Source organism: Achromobacter sp. ACM02 (assembly GCF_014851605.1).
Classification (GTDB): domain Bacteria; phylum Pseudomonadota; class Gammaproteobacteria; order Burkholderiales; family Burkholderiaceae_B; genus Achromobacter; species Achromobacter aegrifaciens.
This window is the reverse complement of record NZ_JACUZY010000001.1, coordinates 800,672-818,622: the sequence shown is the minus strand read 5'-3', so window position 1 is coordinate 818,622 and position 17,951 is coordinate 800,672. Positions and strand designations below refer to the sequence as shown.

General features: G+C 67.8%; 18 protein-coding genes. 8 read left to right on the top strand and 10 right to left on the bottom strand.

Going from position 1 to position 17,951, the window contains the following annotated elements; genetic code table 11:
• Positions 1–1,467, bottom strand: coding sequence for an amidohydrolase family protein (locus IB258_RS03710; protein WP_192352165.1), 1,467 nt, complete (start codon positions 1,465–1,467; stop codon positions 1–3).
• On the bottom strand, positions 1,467–2,444 hold the full coding sequence (locus IB258_RS03705; protein WP_054454171.1) for a tripartite tricarboxylate transporter substrate binding protein: 978 nt from the start codon (positions 2,442–2,444) through the stop codon (positions 1,467–1,469). Before IB258_RS03705 ends, IB258_RS03710 begins: the two co-directional genes overlap by 1 nt.
• Before the next feature lie 133 nt (positions 2,445–2,577).
• Here IB258_RS03705 and IB258_RS03700 point away from each other — a divergent pair, with 133 nt between their 5' ends.
• Positions 2,578–3,543 (top strand): LysR family transcriptional regulator, encoded by a 966-nt coding sequence (locus tag IB258_RS03700; RefSeq protein ID WP_192352164.1) that lies wholly within the window; start codon positions 2,578–2,580, stop codon positions 3,541–3,543.
• Between the two features lie 34 nt (positions 3,544–3,577).
• On the opposite strand, the gene IB258_RS03695 is transcribed toward IB258_RS03700, so the two are convergent.
• On the bottom strand, positions 3,578–4,189 hold the full coding sequence (locus IB258_RS03695) for a glutathione S-transferase family protein (protein ID WP_054454174.1): 612 nt from the start codon (positions 4,187–4,189) through the stop codon (positions 3,578–3,580).
• Positions 4,190–4,269: 80 nt separating this feature from the next.
• On the opposite strand from IB258_RS03695, the gene IB258_RS03690 reads away from it, so the two are divergent.
• Positions 4,270–5,424, top strand: a complete 1,155-nt coding sequence (locus tag IB258_RS03690; RefSeq protein WP_119451567.1) for a PQQ-dependent sugar dehydrogenase — start codon at positions 4,270–4,272, stop codon at positions 5,422–5,424.
• A gap of 5 nt (positions 5,425–5,429) precedes the next feature.
• A complete protein-coding gene (locus IB258_RS03685) occupies positions 5,430–6,068 on the top strand; it encodes a glutathione S-transferase family protein (protein ID WP_054454840.1) in 639 nt (212 codons plus the stop codon).
• Between the two features lie 7 nt (positions 6,069–6,075).
• Here the strand turns inward: IB258_RS03685 and IB258_RS03680 are convergent, their stop codons facing one another.
• Both IB258_RS03680 and IB258_RS03675 read right to left on the bottom strand, forming a co-directional pair.
• Positions 6,076–6,990 (bottom strand): DMT family transporter, encoded by a 915-nt coding sequence (locus tag IB258_RS03680; RefSeq protein ID WP_119451566.1) that lies wholly within the window; start codon positions 6,988–6,990, stop codon positions 6,076–6,078.
• A 58-nt stretch (positions 6,991–7,048) separates the two neighbouring features.
• Entirely contained in the window at positions 7,049–7,426 is a 378-nt protein-coding gene (locus tag IB258_RS03675) for a DUF423 domain-containing protein (protein ID WP_054454180.1), read from the bottom strand.
• A gap of 194 nt (positions 7,427–7,620) precedes the next feature.
• Between IB258_RS03675 and IB258_RS03670 the strand changes: the two genes are divergently transcribed.
• Together IB258_RS03670 and IB258_RS03665 are read left to right on the top strand one after the other, a co-directional pair.
• Positions 7,621–8,088 (top strand): antitoxin Xre/MbcA/ParS toxin-binding domain-containing protein, encoded by a 468-nt coding sequence (locus IB258_RS03670; RefSeq protein WP_054454182.1) that lies wholly within the window; start codon positions 7,621–7,623, stop codon positions 8,086–8,088.
• Complete coding sequence (locus IB258_RS03665; protein WP_054454184.1) at positions 8,085–8,600, top strand: RES family NAD+ phosphorylase; 516 nt, start codon at positions 8,085–8,087, stop codon at positions 8,598–8,600. Before IB258_RS03670 ends, IB258_RS03665 begins: the two co-directional genes overlap by 4 nt.
• A gap of 1 nt (position 8,601) precedes the next feature.
• On the opposite strand, the gene IB258_RS03660 is transcribed toward IB258_RS03665, so the two are convergent.
• Together IB258_RS03660 and IB258_RS03655 are read right to left on the bottom strand one after the other, a co-directional pair.
• Entirely contained in the window at positions 8,602–9,660 is a 1,059-nt protein-coding gene (locus IB258_RS03660) for an alcohol dehydrogenase (RefSeq protein WP_054454185.1), read from the bottom strand.
• A 61-nt stretch (positions 9,661–9,721) separates the two neighbouring features.
• The gene (locus IB258_RS03655; protein WP_175160468.1) at positions 9,722–10,930 is read right to left on the bottom strand and encodes an ABC transporter substrate-binding protein; all 1,209 of its coding nucleotides are present in this window, start codon (positions 10,928–10,930) and stop codon (positions 9,722–9,724) included.
• 231 nt (positions 10,931–11,161) lie between these two features.
• Between IB258_RS03655 and IB258_RS03650 the strand changes: the two genes are divergently transcribed.
• Complete coding sequence (locus tag IB258_RS03650; RefSeq protein WP_054454190.1) at positions 11,162–11,902, top strand: IclR family transcriptional regulator; 741 nt, start codon at positions 11,162–11,164, stop codon at positions 11,900–11,902.
• Between the two features lie 16 nt (positions 11,903–11,918).
• Here the strand turns inward: IB258_RS03650 and rocF are convergent, their stop codons facing one another.
• Both rocF and rocD read right to left on the bottom strand, forming a co-directional pair.
• On the bottom strand, positions 11,919–12,881 hold the full coding sequence (gene rocF / locus IB258_RS03645; protein WP_054454192.1) for an arginase: 963 nt from the start codon (positions 12,879–12,881) through the stop codon (positions 11,919–11,921).
• Positions 12,881–14,116, bottom strand: coding sequence for an ornithine--oxo-acid transaminase (gene rocD, locus IB258_RS03640; protein WP_175213438.1), 1,236 nt, complete (start codon positions 14,114–14,116; stop codon positions 12,881–12,883). The genes rocF and rocD overlap by 1 nt, the downstream gene beginning before the upstream one ends.
• A 159-nt stretch (positions 14,117–14,275) precedes the next feature.
• Here rocD and IB258_RS03635 point away from each other — a divergent pair, with 159 nt between their 5' ends.
• Together IB258_RS03635 and IB258_RS30285 are read left to right on the top strand one after the other, a co-directional pair.
• Complete coding sequence (locus tag IB258_RS03635; protein WP_192352163.1) at positions 14,276–15,097, top strand: MetQ/NlpA family ABC transporter substrate-binding protein; 822 nt, start codon at positions 14,276–14,278, stop codon at positions 15,095–15,097.
• Positions 15,098–15,245: 148 nt separating this feature from the next.
• The gene (locus IB258_RS30285) at positions 15,246–16,649 is read left to right on the top strand and encodes a sensor domain-containing diguanylate cyclase (RefSeq protein WP_225590250.1); all 1,404 of its coding nucleotides are present in this window, start codon (positions 15,246–15,248) and stop codon (positions 16,647–16,649) included.
• Between the two features lie 29 nt (positions 16,650–16,678).
• On the opposite strand, the gene IB258_RS03625 is transcribed toward IB258_RS30285, so the two are convergent.
• Positions 16,679–17,875 carry an MFS transporter gene (locus IB258_RS03625; protein WP_192352162.1) on the bottom strand — a complete coding sequence of 399 codons (1,197 nt, stop codon included), beginning with the start codon at positions 17,873–17,875 and terminating at the stop codon, positions 16,679–16,681.
• Between the last annotated feature and the right edge of the window lie 76 nt (positions 17,876–17,951).

Below are 17,951 nucleotides of genomic sequence, written 5' to 3'. Positions count from 1 at the left end.
TTATTTACTCCGAGCTAATGCCGTCCCGGGCGTCAAGACCTGGCCCGGGCGTTCGGCGCTGGTCCGTTCCCCGTCCCAGACCTGCCTGCCGTTGACCCAAACCGCTTGGATGCCCTGGCTTGCCTGAATGGGAGCTGAAAAAGTGGCCACATCTGTCACGGTGGCGGGATCGAACAGCACCAGATCAGCATGATACCCCTCCCGCAACAGGCCGCGCTCGGCGATGCCGTATTGGTCCGCGGCGAGGCCGGTCATTTTGTGGATGGCGGTTTCCAGCGTCAGCAGGCGCTGTTCACGCACCATGGCGCGCAGCACGTTGGTGAAGGTGCCCCATTGGCGGGGGTGCGGATGCGGATCGAAGGGCAGGCCGTCCGAGCCCACCATGGTCAGTGGATGCGAGAAGATGCGGCCGACATCGGCCGGATCCATCAGGAAATAGATGGCGCCGGCGGGCGCGAGCCGTGCGATGGCCGCTTCGTCGTCCAGGCCCAGTTCGGCCATGACTTCGCTGAAGTCGCGGCCGGTGGCTTCGGGGTAGCCCTTGGACCAGGTGATCATGGTGCGGCTGGCCAGGCGCGCGCGGTCCAGCCGCAACATGGTGGAGGTGGCGGGGTAGGGATGGCAATCCAGGCACACCGCCTGGGTGGCGGCGGCGCGGTTGATCAGGTCCAGGGTTTCGCGGCTGCGGCCGTGGTTGCGCTCGCCGGCCAGCTTGTGGTGCGAGAACACCACGCGGCAGTCGAGTTCGCGGCCGATCAGCAGCGCTTCTTCCATGGCCGCAACGATCTGGTCGGCCTCGTCGCGCAGATGCGTGGCGTAGACGCCGGGACGGCCGCGCAACGGCGCGCAGACCTCGATGATCTCGTCGGTGGGCGCCGCGCTGGCCGGCGGATAGAAGGTGCCGGTGGAAACGCCGAAGGCGCCCGCGTCCAGTGCCTCTTGCAGCAGCGCGCGCATGGCGGCGCGTTCGTCCGCGTCGGCGGCGCGCGAGGTGTCGTCCATGACCGCCACGCGCAGCGTGGTGTGGCCGACCAGCGGCGCCACGTTGACGGCGGCGGGCGTGGCGCGCAGTGCGTCCATCCAGGCGCGGAAGGTGCTGAAACGGAACAGTTCGGCCGGACCCAGCAGGTCCAGCGGCTGCGGGATGGCAGTGCCATCCAACGGGGCCAGGCTGATGCCGCAATTGCCGGTGACCACGGTGGTGATGCCCTGCGAGACCTTGGGCAGCATGTCCGGGTGCGCCAGCAGGTAGCCGTCGTCGTGGGTATGGGAGTCGATGAAGCCGGGCGCCAGTGTCAGGCCGCTGGCGTCGATGACGGGCACGCCGGCCGGGCGGGCGAATTCGCCCACCGCGGCGATGCGGCCGTCATGCACGGCCAGGTCGCCCTGGCGGGCAGGGCCGCCGGTGCCGTCGACGAGCGTGGCGCCCGCCACGATGAAGTCTGCTTGCAGCATGCGCGCGCTCATCAGTCGAGTTTCTCGATGCCGGCGCCGTCGATGATCTGTTGCCATTTGGCGGTTTCGCGGTCGATCAGCTGCTTGAAGTCGGCGGGCGAGCCGCTGGCCGGTTCGGCGCCCAGCGTGGCCAGGCCGGTGCGGACTTCAGGCGCCTGCAGCGCCTTCTGGATGGCGGCGTTCAGCGTGGCGACCACTTCCGGCGGAGTGCCCTTGGGCGCGACCACGCCGCCCCAGGCCACGGTTTCGTAGCCCTTCAGGCCGGCTTCGTCCAGCGTGGGCACGTCGGGCATCAGCGCCAGGCGTTTCAGGCTGCTTACGCCGATGGCGCGGACCTTGCCGCTCTTGACCAGCGGGGTCGCTTCCGAGGTGTTGACGAACAGGTAGTCCAGGCGGCCGCCCAGCAGGTCCTGGATGGCGGCGGGACCGCCGTTGTAGGGAATGAACATGACGTTGATCTTGGCCATGCTCTTGAAGAGTTCGCCGCCCATGTGGCCGGTCGTGCCCACGCCCGAGGCGCCATAGGACAGGCGGCCGGGTTCCTTGCGGGCGCGGTCGATCAGGTCCTGCACGCTCTTGACGGGGGAGTCGGCCGGTACGATCAGCGCGTTGTACAGGTCGAACAGATGGGCTACGGGCGTCAGGTCCGCGTCCACGTCGTAGGGCAGGCGCTTGAACAACGAACGGTTCACGGCCAGCGTGTTGATGTTGCCGTAGCCGACCGTGTAGCCGTCGGGCGCGGCGCGCTTGACCAGGGCGATGCCGATGTTGCCGGCGGCGCCGGGGCGGTTCTCGACCACCACCGTGGCGCCGGTGTCGCGCGCCAGCTGGGTCGTGATCAGGCGCGACAGCACGTCGGGCGAACCGCCGGCGGCCGAGGGCACCACGAAGGTGATGGGCTTGTCGGGATACGCGCCGGCGGTGGCGGCGGCCGACATGGCGGCGCCGAGCGCCAACGCGGAAAGGCCGCGGAAGAGTTTGCTACGCATGGTGGATTCCCCTCGGTTTTGTGGTGTTGAGGCGGGCAGGTTACACCCCGCGTCTCTGCGCGCCCTCATCGAAAAATGTCGAAAACCTATAATCGGGCGTTATCGGTTTGGCGCTGATTTGCCAGGGGAAAAAATGGATGAGCATGCCTATGCGGACGAGGTCGGACCCACTGCCGGACGGCCTTTGAACCTGCGCCAGATCGAGGTGTTCCGCGCCATCATGATGGCCGGATCGATCAGCGGCGCGGGCCGCATGCTGCACGTATCGCAACCCGCGGTCAGCCGCGTGCTGGCGCTGACCGAGAGCCGGTTGGGCTACAAGCTGTTCGAGCGCGTGAAGAGCCGGCTCTCGCCGACGGCCGAGGCGCGGCGGCTGTACGCGGAAGTGGAGCAGGTCTATGGCGGCATCCAGCGCGTGAACGACCTGGCTGCCAGCCTGGGCCAGTCGGGCGCGGGCATGCTGAAGATCGTCGCCAGCGCCAGTTTCGGGCAGCGCCTCATTCCGATGGCGCTGGATCGCTTCCGCGGCCGCAATGCGGACGCGCGCGTCGATTACCGCAGCGTGACCTTCGATGAGCTGGCTGCGTATTTTCTATCGGGCCAGGCGGACATAGGCGTCTCCATGCAGCCGCCCGATCATCCCAATCTGCGGTCCGTGCGCCTGGCGCGGGTGCCCATCGTCTGCGCGCTGCCTGCCGGGCATCCGCTGGCGGCGCGCGAGGTGGTGCGGCCGGAGGATTTCTCCACCGCGGCCTGGATCGGCTATCCGCGCGATACGCCGCTGGCGCGCGCGCTCAAGCCCTTCTTCGGCGAAGGGCCCGCTTGCGCGGCGGCGGTGGAAGTGCATTCGCCCGTGACCGCCTGTTCTTTCGTGCAGCAGGGATTGGGGCCGGCGCTGGTCGATGCCTGGTGCGTGACGCCGGACCAGGCCGCGCACATGGTCTTGCGCCCGATATCGCCGGCGGCCAGCGTGGATATCTGGGCCACGCATTCGAATCTGAGCGCGCCGCCCTTGCTGGCGCGGCGCTTTCTGGCGGCGGTGAAGAAAACGCTGGAAGAGGGGGAGCCGTGCGAACTGGCGCCCGGCGCTTCCAGCTGAGGGCTTGCGCCGGAGGGGCAAGCCCGGCCGGACCTTACAGGCCTTCGGCCTTGAGCGCGGCCTGCACGCCCTTGTCGGCTTCCATGCGCTTGAAGAACGCGGCCAGATTGTCCAGGCCCGACAGGTTCACTTCCTTGGCGTGCGCCCAGCGCAGCACCACGTACAGGTAGGCGTCGGCGATGGAGGGCTTGTCGCCCGTCAGGTAGGACTTGCCGGCGAGCTGTGCGTTCAGCTGCGCGAAGAGCTTGGTCAGCAGCGCGGAAGCCGAGCCGGCCAGCTCCTTCTGTGCGCCTTCGTCGCCGACGAAACGCGACGCACCGAAGATCATCGAGAAAGTCTTGTGGATGTCCGAGTTGATGAAGCCGAGCCAGCGGCGCACTTCGGCGCGCGAGCGCGGCGAACCGTCGCCCAGCAACTGCAGTTCAGGCGCGTGTTCAGCCAGGTACTCGAGGATCGCCGCGTTCTGCGTGACGGTCCAGCCGTCGTGCGCCAGGGCGGGCACGGCGCCCAGCGGGTTGACCTTCAGGAACTCCGGGCCCTTGAGTTCGTCGCGGCTCAGCTTGTGCGTTTCGTAGGGTTTGCCGATCCATTCCAGAACGATATGGGAAGCGAGCGAGCACGCGCCGGGCATGTAGTACAGTTTCATCAGATGGGGTCTCCTGAGAGCAAGGACGGGGATCTCCGTTCCTGGCCGATATGGTACGCCACCCGTTGCCGGAGATGCCCATGCCGTCACGTCCCGCCGCGATCACGCGCGCGCTGTTCCTGTCGTTCTCTTTGTGGCTGGCGCTGCCCGCGTCCGCGCAGCCGGGGCCCGAACCCGCATCGGTCCCGGCCCGCGTCACGGCCGTGGTGGGCGGACTCAATCATCCCTGGGCAATGGCCTTTCTGCCCGAGGGCGGCGTGCTCATTACCGAGCGTCCCGGCAACCTCAGGCTGCTGCGCATCCCGGGCGGCTTGTCCAAGCCGCTGGCCGGCGTGCCCAAGGTCGCGGCGCAGGGCCAGGGCGGCCTGCTGGACGTGGCGCTCTCGCCCGACTTCGCGCAGGACCGGTATGTCTATCTGTCCTATGCCGAGGCAGATGGTTCGAAGAGCGGCACCGCCGTGGGCCGCGGCAAGCTGTCCGCCGATGGTTCGGCGCTGGAGGATTTCCGCGTGCTGTTCCGGCAGCAACCGAAGCTGTCGTCGGGCCTGCACTACGGATCGCGCCTGGTGTTCGACGGCAAGGGCTATCTGTACATCTCGCTGGGCGAGAACAACCAGCGGCCCACCGCGCAGGATCTGGACAAGCTGCAGGGCAAGGTGGTGCGGCTGAAGGCCGACGGGTCGGTGCCGACCGACAATCCCTTCGTGGGCCAGGCCGGCGCGCGGCCCGAGATCTGGTCCTACGGGCATCGCAATCCCCAGGGCATGGCGCTCAACCCCTGGAGCGGCCAGCTCTGGGAAAACGAGCACGGACCGCGCGGCGGCGACGAAATCAACCTGGTCGAGCGCGGCAAGAACTACGGCTGGCCGCTGGCCACCCACGGCATCAACTACTCGGGCCAGCCCATCCCCGAAGCCAAGGCAGCGGAGCTGCCCGGCATGGAGCCGCCGCTCTACTGGTGGCCGAAGTCGCCGGCCATCAGCGGCATGGCTTTCTACAACGCGGACCGGTTCCCCGCCTGGCGCAATTCCGTGTTCATCGGCGCACTGGCCAACCAGAATCTCATCCGCCTGACCTTGGACGGCGACCGCGTGGTGGCGCAGGAGTGGCTGCTGACGGACCGCAAGCAGCGGATACGCGACGTGCGGCAAGGGCCGGACGGTTATGTGTACGTGTTGACGGACGCCTCGCCAGGCGAGTTGCTGCGCCTGGCGCCGGCCGAACAGGGAGAGTGAATGCCATGAAACCGTATGAGCTGATCGGGTCCGCCGGCTGCGGGTCCGCCATCGTCGAGATGGCGCTGGTACTGGCCAACGTGCCGCACACCTTGACGGACCTGCCGTACCTCAAGCCCGGCGCTGAGCGCGACAGGCTGCTGCAACTGAACCCGTTGGGGCAGGTGCCTACCCTGGTCCTGCCGGACGGCGAGATCATGACCGAGAGCGCGGCCATGATCCTGCATCTGAATGATGTGGCGCCCCAGGCCGGCCTGGCGCCCGCGCCCGACAAGCCTGAGCGGGCCCGGTTTCTGAATCTGCTGATCCGGCTGGTGGCGGCTATCTATCCCACGTTCACCTATGGCGACGACCCGCCGCAATGGACCACCGCAGGCCCCGCGGCCGAGCTGCTGAGGCAGCGCGTGCATACGCGGCGGACGGATATCTGGCAGGAGCTGGAACGCCAGGCTGGCGCTCCGCACATGCTGGGCCGGCGCTTTTCTGCGCTGGATCTGTACGTCACGGTGATGACGCATTGGCGTCCCGGGCCGGCGTGGTTCGCGTCCGAGTGCCCGGCGCTGACCGCTGTGGCGCGCGAGGCGGCGCAGGAGCCCAATGTGGCGCGCGTGCTGCAACGGCATTTTCCGCCGCCTACGGAGTAGCCGGGCGTCAAGCCTTGGTTGGTTTGCGGGTCCTGGACTTGGCCCGTGCTTCACGCAGGGCGATGTAGACGCCGCTGCCGGCGATGAAGAGCGCGCCCAGATAGGCATAGGCGTCCGGGGTCTCATGCCAGAAGACCCAGCCCAGGATGGTGGCCCAGATCAGCCCGGTATAGTCGAAGGGCGCAACCACCGAGGCGGGACCGATGCGGAATCCCTGGGTGATCAACGCCAGGCCCAGGGTGCTGAACAGGGCGACGGCGCCGAAGTACGGCAGATCCTCCATCGCGGGCTGCTCCCAGACCAAAGGCAGGGCGACCGCGCTACAGACCAGCTGGCCCAGCACGATGTAGAGCGTGGTCGTCAGCATGCCTTCGTTGCGGTTGATGCCGCGCGCCGTGATCATCATCACCCCATAAAGCAAGGCGGTGACCAGCGGAAGCAGGGTGGCCGCCTGGAACGTTGCGGCCCCGGGCCGCACCACGATCAGCACGCCGGCGAACCCGGCCAGCACGGCCAGCCAGCGCTTGCCGTCCACGCGTTCTTTCAGGACCAGCACCGATAGCGCCGTCACGAACAGCGGCGCGGCGAAGGCGATGGCGGTGGCTTCGGCCAGCGGCAGCGTGCGCAGGCCCAGATAAAAGCAATAGGCCGACACGACGTTGATGGCGCCGCGCGTCAGGTGCAGGCCAGGGTGCGCGGTGCGCAATACTCGCCGTCCGCCCAGCCACAGCGCCAGCGTGGCGACGAAAGGCAGGGCGATGAGCGCCCGCAGGAACAGGATCTGCAGCGGGTTGTAGTTGGCGCCAAGCCATTTGGCGTTGGCGTCGCTCAAGGTCAGGAAGAAAATGCCGCCCACCACGCAGGCGATGCCTGCTGCGGCGGATTGGGCCTGGGCGGCGGGAAGTACGGAAGAGGTGGACATCTACAGCCTGGGAGGGCGGCGGTTCGGGCCGCCCGAAAGGAAAGGAAGGGGGGAGGATTCAGCCTTGGGCGCGATAGGCCGCCAGGGCGACCATGCCCCAAGACGCCAGGAAGGCGACGCCGCCGAAGGGGGTAACGGCGCCCAGCCAATGCGTGCCCGTCAGGGACAGCACATACAGGCTGCCGCTGAACAGCACGATGCCGACGAACATCACGACGCCGGCCGCGGAAAGCAGGGACGAACCGTAGCGGGCGCCCAGCAGCGCGACGACGAACAGGCCCAGCGCGTGGATCAGGTGGTACAGCACGCCGGTCTGCCAGACGGACAGCAGTTCCGGCGTCAGCATGCGCTTGAGGCCGTGGGCGCCAAAGGCCCCCGCGCCCACCGCCACCATGAGATTCAACGCCGCAAGTATCGTCAGCTGCCGGTCCGTCATCGCCAGTCCTTATAAGTGTCTGATCAATCGTGTTACAGCCGCCTATGATATGCCCAAATCCCGCGCCTATCCGGAGGCATGGCATTGTTGGGGACGGATCTTGTGATGGTCTTTCCAAATGGGATATCATGAATTCAATTTGGAATTTCTGGTGCGTCCGCAGTCGTGGCGCCCAGACTTGCAGGAGTCAGGCCATGAGCGTAGCCGCCCTCGAAAAAAGTCCCGCCAAGCGTCCGTCCCGCCATGCGGCGGCGCGCGCCAAGCAGTTGTTCCGCAGCCTGGTCGACAGCCCCCTGGTCGACATGGCGCGCGACGTGCGCCGCGGCCTGCCTGCGCAGATGGTCGACGACGCGGCCGACTACCTGCAAGTGCCCAAGTCGGAAATCATGGCCATCACCGAGGTCAAGGCGGCCTCGCTGTCGCGCTGGAGCCGCGAAGGCCTGATGCTGCCGCTGGGCGAATCCGACCGCCTGGCCCGCGTCGCGCGGGTGGCGCGGGTGGCGCGCCAGGTTCTGGGCAGCGACGAAGAAGCCGTCGCCTGGCTGAACACGCCAGTGCCCGCCCTGGGCAACGTCAAGCCGCTGTCGCTGCTGACCTCCGACGCCAGCAGCCGCATTGTCGAGGACACGCTGGCGCGCGCCGCGGCGGGCGTCTACGCATGACGGACGACAGCGTTTCGATCTGGCGCATCGGGACTACCGCAGGCAAATACCGCGCCGACGACCTGAGCGGGGCGGGCGCCGCGGCCGTGGGCGGGCGCTACAACAGCCCGGGCACGGCGGTGGTCTATGCCTCGGCCAGCGTGGCGCTGGCGGCGCTGGAAACGGTGGTGCATTTTGCGGCCCGCGCGTCCGAACAGGCCAACCGCTATCTGATCGAACTGGCGGTGCCGCGCGCCGTACACGAAGCCCGCCAGGCGCTGAGCCTGACGCAGTTGCACGAGGACTACCCGTTCTGGGATGCCGTGCCCTTCGCGGAAGCGTCGCAGGCGGTGGGCGACAACTGGGTGCAGTCCGGCGTGTCGGCGCTGCTTGAACTGCCCAGCGCCATCGTGCCTTACCGGGGCGTGCCGGACTGCAATTTCCTGATCAATCCGGCGCACCCCGACGCCGAGCACATCGTAGTGGTGCGGCGCGAACGCTTCATCTACGATCCGCGCCTGCGCCCCGTCTAGTTCAGTCCGTCAGTACCGCGCGGCCCACGACCTTGCCGGCCCGCAGCGATGCCAGCACGCTGTCGGCCTCGGCCAACGCATGGCGGTGCACGGGCATGGGCGGCACCTTGCCGGCCCGCACCAGCTCCATCAGTTCCTGCAGTTCGGTCAGGTTGCCGACGTAGCTGCCGATGATGGACAGGGCTTTCATGGGAATCAGCGCGATGGGCCACGACGATGCGCCGCCGAACAGGCCCACGATGATCAGCTTGCCGCCCTTGGTCAGGAAGTCAAAGGCGAGCGAGGTAGTCGCGGGCGCGCCGACCAGGTCGATGGCGGCCTGCGCGGGTTTGCCGCCGGCCGCCTTGATGATCTGCTGCGCGGCGTCCGGCGCGGCGCCGTCGATGGCGGCGAGCGCGCCGGCTTCCAGCGCGGCCTGGCGCTTGGCGGGGTCGATGTCGACGACGATGGCGCCGGCGCCGCCCAGGGCCTTGATCAGCGTCAGGCTCATGAGGCCCAGGCCGCCCGCGCCGAAGATGACAACGGGGTGCGAACGGTAGATGTCCGGGCCAATTTTCTTCAGCGCGGAGTAGGTGGTGAGCCCCGAGCAGGCATAGGGCGCGATCTGCGCGGGATCGAGGTCGCCGATGTCGATCAGGTAGCGCGGGTGCGGCACCAGGATGTGGTCGGCGTAACCGCCAGCGCGGTGCACGCCCAGGCAGGCGGGCGCGGAGCAATGGTTTTCCATGCCGGCCAGGCAAGGCGGGCAGTTGCCGCAGCCGATCCAGGGGTACACCAGGTAGTTGCGGTCGGCCGACAGTCCCTGGGCATCGGGACCGGCGGAGACGACGGCGCCCACGGTTTCATGGCCCATGGTGAGCGGTAGCGAGACGCCACGGTCCTTCAACGACAGCGTGCGGCCCTGGCCCAGGTCGTAGCCGCCTTCCCACAAGTGGATATCGCTGTGGCAAACGCCAGCCGCGCGCACCTTCAGCAGCACCTGCGACCCTTGCGGCGTGGGCGTGGGCTGGTTCATTTCCTGCAAGGGCTCGCGGAAGTTCACGACGCAATAGCACTTCATGGGATGTCTCCTCCTGGGTGGTTTTACGGCCGGCCCGCGAGGCGGGCGCGGCGTGGCAAGGCTATTTCTTCACGGTCGGGCATTCACTGTCCGCCAGGGACACGAAGACCTTTTCGCCCGGCACCGTGGACAGGATGCGGTAGAAGTCGCCGGGGTACTTGGATTCGGCGGGCTTCTTCACTTCGACCAGATACAGATCCATGATGACGCGGCCGTCTTCGGGGCGCACCCGGGCATTCTTGATCAGTTTGGTGGTGATGGGCAACTCGCGCATCTTCTGGTTGACTGTCGCGCCGTCGAAGGTGCCGGCGGCCTGGGCGGCTTGCAGGTAATGGGTGGTGGCGACGTAGCTCAGGGCCTGCACGATGGAAGGCGCGCGCGTCACGCCCATCTTTTTCTGCCAGCGCTGGGTCCAGGCCCGGGTGTCTTCGTCCGCGTCCCAATAGAAACCGGTGGGGAAGGTCAGCCCTTGGGCCACGGGCAGGCCCATCGCCTGCACGTCGTTGATGAAGGTCAGGAAGGTCAGCATGCGCTGCTTGCCCCCGGTCAACCCGAACTCCTGGGCCTGCTTGATCAGGTTGACCAGGTCGCCGCCGGCGCTGGCCAGGCCCACCACGTCGGCCTTGGACGATTGCGCCTGCACCAGGAACGAAGCGAAATCCAGCGCGCCCAGGGGATGGCGCGTGCTGCCCAGCACCTTGCCGCCGGCCTTGTCCACGAAGCGCGAGGCGTTGGCTTCCAGCGATTTGCCGAAGACATAATCGGTGGTGATGAAGTACCAGGACTTGCCGCCGCTTTCGACCACGCTCTTGACCACGGCATTGGCCAGGGCATAGGTGTCGGGCGCCCATTGCGTGCTGAGATTGCTGCACTGCTTGCCGCTGAAGTCGCCGGCGAAGCCGCCGCTGATGAGGGCGGTTCCGCCTTTTTCGCGCGCCACGCCCTGGGCGGCCAGGCCCGCGGAGCTGGCGCCGCCGTCCACCACGGCCACCAGGCCTTGCGTGTCGAACCAGCGGCGGACCAGGGCCGAGGCCACGTCCGCCTTGTTCTGGTTGTCCGCGCCTATGACTTCGACGGTCTTGCCGGCGACCTTGCCGCCGAAGTCCTCGACCGCCATGCGCACGGCCATCTCGGAGCCCAGCCCGCCCAGGTCGGAATAGATGCCGGAGCGGTCGTTGGATACGCCCAGGCGAACCACGTCGGTTTGGGCTTGGGCCGCGCAGGCGGCCAGCGAGGCGGCCAGCGCCGCCAACAGGGGTTTGATACGCATCTGCTTGCCTCCCGGCCCGATGAGGGCCGAATTATTGGTGTCTCGTTGGGATGCTGTGTATCTGCTTGCGGGGCGCCAGTTCTCCATCTGGCCGAAAATTATTTCACATTGGTGAAAGAAAATTCTTGTGCAAGAATTTAGGTTCGCACATATGAAAAGTCAACATGGTGGATTTCCCAAGTCGAAGCGCGCTTGCGCCGGCTGGAGGAATGCCGCGCGAGGGGTAGACGCATGGAAGTGAAGCTCGTCGCAAGAACGCTGGAACTGATCGAACTGTTCGCCCAGGAGCGGCGGCCGATGCCGCTGACCGAACTGGCGCAAGGCCTGGGCGCGCCCATGTCCAGCTGCCTGGCGCTGGTGCGTACGCTGGTGGCGCGGGGCTATCTGTACGAGGTCCGGCGGCGCGCCGGTTACTACCCCACGCCCAAGCTGCACGCCTTGTGCGGGCTGATCCAATCGGGCGACCCCTGGATGGAACGGGTGCGTCCGCAGCTTGCCGCGCTGCGCGATGCGGCCAATGAAACGGTGATGCTGGGCAAGATCCAGGACGGCGCGGTGCTATTTCTGGACATGGCGGAATCCACGCACCCGGTGCACTACGCGACCCGACCCGGGGTGCGGCGGCCTTTGCATACCAGCGCCGTGGCCAAGGCGATTCTTGCGCGGCTGGGGTCGGCCGAGCGCGAGAGCATCCTGGAGGATGTCGGGTACGAACGCTATACGGATCGCACGCTGCTCACGCGCCAGGCGCTGCTGGATGAAATCGAGCGGACGGCGGCCAGGGGCTGGGCCGAGAACGCCGGCGAAAGCGTGGCGGACCTGACCGGGCTGGCGGTGGCGCTGGATCTGGGCGGCGAATGGTACGCGCTGTGCATGGCGGGACCCACGTCGCGCGTTGCCGAGAGGCGCGCAGAGAACCTGCGCTTGTTGAGCGAGACGGCGGAAGCGATCCGTCTCGGCCGGGAAGCTTAGGGGCCGCGCAAGCGGCTCAGGAACCGCGGCGCATCAGGGTCGACTTGCCGAACAGGCTTTCAATGAGGTCCACCGCCAGTTCCGCGGTCTTGTTGCGCACATCGAAGGCCGGGTTCAGTTCCACCACGTCCAGCGAGCGCATGAGGCCGGTATCGGCGATCATTTCCATGCATAGCTGGGCCTCGCGGTAGGTGGGGCCGCCGGGGACGGTGGTGCCCACGCCGGGCGCGATCTCCGGGTCCAGGAAGTCCACGTCGAAGCTCACGTGCAGGTGCGTGTCGGCGTCCAGCCCGGCCAAGGCCGCTTCCATGGTGGCGCGCATGCCCATTTCGTCGAGGTAGCGCATGTCGAAGACTTCCAGGCCGGCCTCATGCACCAGGCGTTTTTCGCCCTGGTCCACGCTACGGATGCCGATCTGCCGCACCCAGCCCGGCTCGATGTCGGGAGTCTGGCCGGACAGGCCCGTGATCTGCGCCGGGCCGTAACCGCACAGGCAGGCCACCGGCATGCCGTGGATGTTGCCCGTGGGGGTGAGCGCGTTGGTATTGAAGTCGGCATGGGCGTCCAGCCACAGCACGCGCAGCTTCTTGCCCGCTGCGCGGCAGTGGCGCGCGACCGCGCTGATCGAGCCTATGCCCAGGCAGTGGTCGCCGCCCAGCAGGATGGGCAAGCGGCCCTGGCTCAATTCCTCGTAGACGGCATCGTGCACCGCACGGTTCCATGCCGCGACTTCGTCCAGGTGGCGGTAGCCGTCCGTAGGCGGCAGCCAGGGATTGGCGGGGCCGTAGAGGTTGCCGCGGTCGGTCACCTGGAAGCCCTGGGCCTCGATGACCGGGCCCAGGTCCGCCACGCGCAGGGCTTCTGGCCCCATGGACGCGCCGCGCGCGCCGGCGCCGATGTCGGTGGGCGCGCCGATCAGGGTGATGTGGTGGGGCAGGTTGGCGGTGTTCTGCAAGTCGCGGACTCCGGTAGGGTGCATCAAGTGGCGGATAGTACCGCGCTCAATTGATCGCAGGCCCAGTCGATCTGCTCGCGCGTCACGATCAGGGGCGGCGACAGGCGCAGCGTGTGGCCGTGCGTGTCCTTGACCAGCATCCCGCGTGCCTGCAGGCGTTCGCACCACAGGCGCGCGCCGCCGGCATCGGCCTCCAGCTCCACGGCCAGCATCAGGCCGCGACCGCGCACTTCGCGCACGGGGCCGGGCAGGGTGCGCAGGCGGTCCAGGAAGTAGGCGCCCATGGCGGCCGCGTTTTCGATCATGCCTTCCTCGGTCAGCACGCGCAGCGCGGCGCGCGCGATGGCGCAGGCCAACGGGTTGCCGCCGAAGGTGCTGCCGTGCTGGCCGGGCTGGAACACGCCCAGCACGTCGGCGTTGGACAGCACCGCCGACACGGGGTAGAAGCCGCCCGACAGCGCCTTGCCGATCAGGGTGACGTCGGCTTCGATGCCTTCGTGCTCTTCGGCCAGCAGCTTGCCGGTGCGGCCCAGGCCGGTCTGGATCTCGTCCAGGATCAGCGTGATGCCGCGTTCGGTGCAGCGCTGGCGGACCCGAGCGAAATAGCCCGCAGGCGGCAGGACCACGCCGGCTTCGCCCTGTATCGGTTCCACCAGGAATGCCACGGTGTTGGGCGTGATGGCGGCGTCGAAGGCGTCGTAATCGCCGAAGGGAACGATCTTGAACCCCGGCGCGAACGGCCCATAGTGGCCGTAGGCGTCGGGATCGGTAGAGAAGCCCACGATGCCCAGCGTGCGGCCATGGAAGTTGTTGGCGCAGACGATGATCTCGGCCTGGTTTTCCGGCACGCCGCGCACTTCGTAGCCCCATTTGCGCACGGCCTTGATGGCGGTTTCCACGGCTTCCGCGCCGCTGTTCATGGGCAGGATCTTGTGCGCTCCGGTCAGGCGCGCCAGGTCTTCATAGAACGGCGCCATCTGGTCGTGGCGGAAGGCGCGCGAGGTCAGCGTGAGCTTCTGCGCCTGCTCGGCCATCGCGGCCAGGATGGCGGGATGGCAGTGCCCCTGGTTGACGGCGGAATAGGCCGACAGGCAATCCAGGTACTTGCGGCCGTCCACGTCGTAAAGCCAGACGCCGCTGCCGCGCGCGATGACCACATCCAGTGGGTGGTAGTTGTGCGCGCCGAGCTGGTCTTCGACGCGGTCGCGGTGGCTGGCGGCGGAAGGTGCGCCGGGCTGATTGTTCAATACCGCGCTCATGAGCGTCTCCCGAGGAGGTATTGCAGCCATCTTAGCGCCGCAATCCGGTCCGCGGCATTGCCATTGCGTGACAAAGGCCATTGCCGGGCGACGCCGCGGGCTGCTGCACAATAGAGGCTGCGCGGGGCGATGCCCTGTTTTCCTACCTGGATGGTTCTCATGTTGTTGCACAAACTGCTACTGAAATTCACCCGCTGCGCGGCCGCGGCCGGGTTGGCGCTGGCCTGCGCCTCCGCCGCCATGGCGCAGGACAAGCCGCTGCGCATCGGCGTGATCCCCAGCGTGGCCAATGCCGCCACCGAGATCGCCATCGCCCAGGCCAGGAAAGAGGGCCTGGAGGTCAAGCTGGTGGAGTTCAACGATTGGGTGCTGCCCAACATCGCGGTCGCCGATGGCTCGGTGGACGCGAACTTCTTCCAGCATGAACCCTTCCTGGAACTCTTCAACCAGCGCCGCGGCGCGGACTTGAAGCCCATCGCCTACGGCTATTCCACCACCATCGGCCTGTTTTCCAAAAAGCTGAAGAAGGGCGACGCCGTGCCTGACGGCGCGACCATCGCGGTGCCGAACGACCCGGTCAACACGGGCCGGGCGCTGTTGCTGCTGGAATCCATCGGCCTGATCAAACTCAAGCCCGGCGTGGCGCACCAGGCCGCGCTGGAAGACGTGGTGTCCAATCCCAGGAAACTGAAGTTCGTGCAGATCGAAGGCTCGCAGTCGGCGCGCACGTTCGACGACGTGACCGCGTCCGTCACGTACACCACCTTCGCCAAGCAGGCCGGCTTGAACGAGAAGGACGGCCTGGCCTTTGACAACACCGATCCGGCCAATGTGCGGCGCTATGCCATCCGCTGGGTGGCCACGCCGGCCGGCGCGCAGGACCCGCGCCTGTTGAAGTTCATCTCGATCTACCAGAACTCGGCCGAAGTGAAGGCCAAGCTGCGCAGCTTTTATGGCGATCTGATCGACTTTCCCTGGTAACGGGGCGCGGGGGCCTGGGCATTGACGATTCTTGGCAGTTCGGCTCAGGGATAGCTCGTATACTGGCCCCAATTTTCCTCCCGCCCGGAGATGAGGCGCCGTCTTGGCTGCGCCGCAGGGCGCGCCCTCTACTCTCGAGCCCCACGCCATGCGTATTCCATCGCCCGACGATGCCGCCCATGCCCAGGTCCTGCCCGTCGATGACGGCCGCATCCTGGCCGCGGCCAGCGCGATTCTGGCGGCGGGGCCGCAGGCCGGCTTTTTCGAAACGCTGGTCAGCCGCGCGGCCGCGGACATGGGCGTGGACTACGCCTGGGTGCGGCTGCAGGACGCCAGCGGCGGGACGGACCTGATCGCCAGCGCCAGTTGCGGCGCTGGCCTGGCGGCTGGTCCCGCGGGCGCGGGTGACGCCTTGCACGCACGGCTGGCGGATCAGACCTCGCATGTCTGCCTGCATGACACGCCGCAAGACAATCCCTGGCTGGCCGAAGCCCGCGTGCGGGCCTGGGTGGCGCGTACGCTTTTCGACGCGAACGGGGTCGCCTGCGGTCACATCGCTTTCCTCTTCAGGCGCGAACTGGCCGATGCGTCAGCCTACGTCAGCGCGCAAGCGATACTCGCCAGCTTCGCGCAGCACGCTGTGCTGGACGCCGCCGCCCGCGAGCGCGAGCTGGCGCGGCTCAACGAAGTCATCGCGCAGTTCGGGGCGCTGTTCCGGTCGGCGCCGGTGCTGATCAACGCCTTCGACCAGGACGGCCGCTGCACCTTGTGGAACGACGCCTGTGCGCGGCGCTTCGGCTGGTCCGAAGCCGAGATCAAGCTGAGCCTGAACCCTTTTGCGCTGTTCTACCCCGATCCGGCCGTACGGGATCGTGCGATGGACAGCGTCGTCGCGCGGCCCGACCGCTCGTTCCGCGAATGGCAGCCGCGCACGCGCGACGGCGAGCAATTGTCGGTGCTTTGGTCCAACGTCAAGCTGCCCGACGGCAAGGTTGTGAACCTGGGCATGGACGTCACCGAAAGCCGGCGTGCGGAAGCCGCCCTGGAGCGCATGGCCCGGGTGGATAGCCTGACCGACTGCTGGAATCGCGCCGAAATCCTCAAGCGGATGGAAGAGCGCCTGGCCGACGTCCGCCGTGGCGCGGGCGGTCCGACCACCGCGCTGATGCTGGACCTGGACTACTTCAAGCAGGTCAACGACCGCTATGGACATCTGGGGGGCGACATCGCTTTGCGGCATTTCTGCGATCAACTGCGCGCCTGTCTGCGCGAGGGCGATTCCGTGGGTCGGCTGGGCGGCGAGGAGTTCCTGGTGCTGCTGGCGGACGCCGATGCGGCGGTGGCGCGCGCGATCTGCGAGCGCCTGCGCACCAGCCTGCGGCAGCATCCGGCGGATATCGATGGGGCGGTGGTGACGCTGTCGGTCAGCGGCGGCATTGCGGGCTTTCTGCCCGGCGATGCCACCGCCTCGGACGTGCTGCGCCGTGCGGATTTCGCGCTTTATCAAGCCAAGCGGTCGGGCAGGGATTGCGCGGTGGAGTATCGGAACTGATCGACGTTGCTGCCGCCAGCCTATGGCATTCAGGCAGCCGCCCGGCCGCGCGCCGAGCGCCGGCCATTGAGCCGCCAATGCAGGCCCACCGCCGCGGCAGCCAGGGCGCAGGCCGCGGCCAGGCCCAGCGCTTCGAATCCCGCGTGGGTGTAGATGGTGCCGGCGATCGCGGTACCGACGCTTGCGCCCAGGTAGGTGGTGCAGGTGTTCAGCCCCAGCACCGCGCCGCGCTCTTCGGGCCGGGCGCGCGACAGCAGCAGCACCAGCAGGTTTAGGCTCAGCTGCGAGGCCGCGCCCCATAGCGTGGCGATGGCCAGCACCGCGCTCAATGCATGCGCGGCCGGCAGCAGCCCCAGATACACCAGCGCGATCACGCCCAGCGCCAACGGCAGGGCGCGGCGCGGCCCCAGCCGCTCGATCAGCGGCGCGCCAGCCACCCCCGCCAGCAGGAACCCCGCTCCGTAGGCGAAAGCGATGAAGCCCACCTGTCCTGCAGACAGCGCGAGCAGGCCGCGCACGTGGTCCGCCAGGAAGGCGTAGACGCCATAGAAGGCCGACGAGAACGCCAGGCAGCCCAACAGCAGGGCGGGCACGTCGCGGTAGGACAGCGGCGCCAGCAGGCGCGACAGGCGCAGCGGCGCGGGATTCCCGGCGCGGCGTTCCGGCAGCTTGCGTAGCCCGAGCACGGCAATGGCGGCGCAGAGCGCCAGCGTGGCGTAGGTGGCGCGCCAGCCCACCGCGTCGGAGATGAGCGCGGACAGCGGTACGCCCGCCACCAGCGACACCGACCAGCCCGCGATGACGCGTCCCAGGGTGCGCGCCTCCTGGCCAGGCGGTGCGATCAGCGCGGCAGATCCATAGGCGGCGGGCAGGATGACGCCCGCCGCGGCGCCCGCCAAGGCTTGCGCCAGCGTCAGCACAAGCCAGTGCGGCGCGCAGGCGGACAGGATCAACGCGGCGATCAGGACCGCCATCGCGCCCAGCAGCGAGCGGCGTACGCCGATGCGGTCGATGCGCGCGGCCAGGAAGAAAGCGCTGGCGGCCGTGGCCGCGCCATAGGCGGAAATGGCGGTGCTGATGGTCAGCGGCGAGGTGGAAAAGGAGCGCGCCACGTCGCTCAGGATGGGACTGAGCGCCAGGCCGTTGGAGCCTACGACGCTGACGGCGAACATCAGGGCGGGGACGGAAGAGGCGGGGCGGGCGCTGCGGGTGCTACGGTTCTGCATCGCGAAATTTTATTGGAATAAAATAAGGGTTAACGCTTATATTTCCTTATTCCGTAAAAGTTCGAATGCCGTTCGG

Excerpts from the sequence above, each read along its gene's own strand:
- IB258_RS03710 (WP_192352165.1), bottom strand. The coding sequence starts at position 1,467 with ATGAGCGCGCGCATGCTGCAAGCAGACTTCATCGTGGCGGGCGCCACG.
- IB258_RS03705 (WP_054454171.1), bottom strand. The coding sequence starts at position 2,444 with ATGCGTAGCAAACTCTTCCGCGGCCTTTCCGCGTTGGCGCTCGGCGCC.
- IB258_RS03700 (WP_192352164.1), top strand. The coding sequence starts at position 2,578 with ATGGATGAGCATGCCTATGCGGACGAGGTCGGACCCACTGCCGGACGG.
- IB258_RS03695 (WP_054454174.1), bottom strand. The coding sequence starts at position 4,189 with ATGAAACTGTACTACATGCCCGGCGCGTGCTCGCTCGCTTCCCATATC.
- IB258_RS03690 (WP_119451567.1), top strand. The coding sequence starts at position 4,270 with ATGCCGTCACGTCCCGCCGCGATCACGCGCGCGCTGTTCCTGTCGTTC.
- IB258_RS03685 (WP_054454840.1), top strand. The coding sequence starts at position 5,430 with ATGAAACCGTATGAGCTGATCGGGTCCGCCGGCTGCGGGTCCGCCATC.
- IB258_RS03680 (WP_119451566.1), bottom strand. The coding sequence starts at position 6,990 with ATGTCCACCTCTTCCGTACTTCCCGCCGCCCAGGCCCAATCCGCCGCA.
- IB258_RS03675 (WP_054454180.1), bottom strand. The coding sequence starts at position 7,426 with ATGACGGACCGGCAGCTGACGATACTTGCGGCGTTGAATCTCATGGTG.
- IB258_RS03670 (WP_054454182.1), top strand. The coding sequence starts at position 7,621 with ATGAGCGTAGCCGCCCTCGAAAAAAGTCCCGCCAAGCGTCCGTCCCGC.
- IB258_RS03665 (WP_054454184.1), top strand. The coding sequence starts at position 8,085 with ATGACGGACGACAGCGTTTCGATCTGGCGCATCGGGACTACCGCAGGC.
- IB258_RS03660 (WP_054454185.1), bottom strand. The coding sequence starts at position 9,660 with ATGAAGTGCTATTGCGTCGTGAACTTCCGCGAGCCCTTGCAGGAAATG.
- IB258_RS03655 (WP_175160468.1), bottom strand. The coding sequence starts at position 10,930 with ATGCGTATCAAACCCCTGTTGGCGGCGCTGGCCGCCTCGCTGGCCGCC.
- IB258_RS03650 (WP_054454190.1), top strand. The coding sequence starts at position 11,162 with ATGGAAGTGAAGCTCGTCGCAAGAACGCTGGAACTGATCGAACTGTTC.
- rocF (WP_054454192.1), bottom strand. The coding sequence starts at position 12,881 with ATGCACCCTACCGGAGTCCGCGACTTGCAGAACACCGCCAACCTGCCC.
- rocD (WP_175213438.1), bottom strand. The coding sequence starts at position 14,116 with ATGAGCGCGGTATTGAACAATCAGCCCGGCGCACCTTCCGCCGCCAGC.
- IB258_RS03635 (WP_192352163.1), top strand. The coding sequence starts at position 14,276 with ATGTTGTTGCACAAACTGCTACTGAAATTCACCCGCTGCGCGGCCGCG.
- IB258_RS30285 (WP_225590250.1), top strand. The coding sequence starts at position 15,246 with ATGCGTATTCCATCGCCCGACGATGCCGCCCATGCCCAGGTCCTGCCC.
- IB258_RS03625 (WP_192352162.1), bottom strand. The coding sequence starts at position 17,875 with ATGCAGAACCGTAGCACCCGCAGCGCCCGCCCCGCCTCTTCCGTCCCC.